General features: G+C 64.2%; 1 protein-coding gene. It reads left to right on the top strand.

Translation table 11 applies throughout. From position 1 onward, the window contains the following. A partial coding sequence (gene gspN / locus ACNQQL_RS36045) for a type II secretion system protein N (RefSeq protein ID WP_347069709.1) occupies window positions 1-283 on the top strand: 283 nt, incomplete at its 5' end. Window positions 284-590: the final 307 nt, after the last annotated feature.

Here is a 590-nt window from a genome sequence, read left to right as displayed (position 1 = left end):
GATCGACTCGATGAGTTCGCGCGTGTCGCGCGTGAAGCCGCTCGGTTCGTACCGCGCGGTGCTGCAGGCGAAGGGGGCGGGCGCCGATCTCGACCTGTCGACGACGCAGGGTCCGCTGTTCCTCGACGGGCACGGCACGTTCGGCGCAAGCCAGGGATCGTTCCGCGGCACCGCGCATGCGGCGCCCGAGCAGCAGGCGAACCTCGCTGGGCTGCTGAACCTGCTCGGCCACCCGATCGGGAACAACGAGGTGTCGCTGATCTTCGGCGACGCGATGCGCTGACGCGCGCGTCGCCGGCTCGCCAAGTGTTTGACCGGATGAGCGGCAAGCCTCGGCTTCAGGCCAGGGAAGACAAGGCGCTGCCCCACAGCTTGTTGCGGATGCTCTGGTTGAGGTCGGACGGAATTCGTGGAGGCCAACGGGTTAAGCAGCGATCTGATTCAGATAGAAGCGCCGCGTAAATGCGACCGGCGACTGGGGACCTATCCGTGATTTCGTGGGCGAGGCATATCATGAGGTGTAAAGGCCATGGATATGCCGATGAAAAAGAAAAGACAAACTTTAGCGCGTCAGGCAGCGGCCCGAGGGC

Origin of the sequence: Burkholderia sp. LFS061 (assembly GCF_047978125.1) — a bacterium.
GTDB lineage: Bacteria > Pseudomonadota > Gammaproteobacteria > Burkholderiales > Burkholderiaceae > Burkholderia > Burkholderia pyrrocinia_C.
This window is presented reverse-complemented; position numbering and strand designations above follow the sequence as displayed.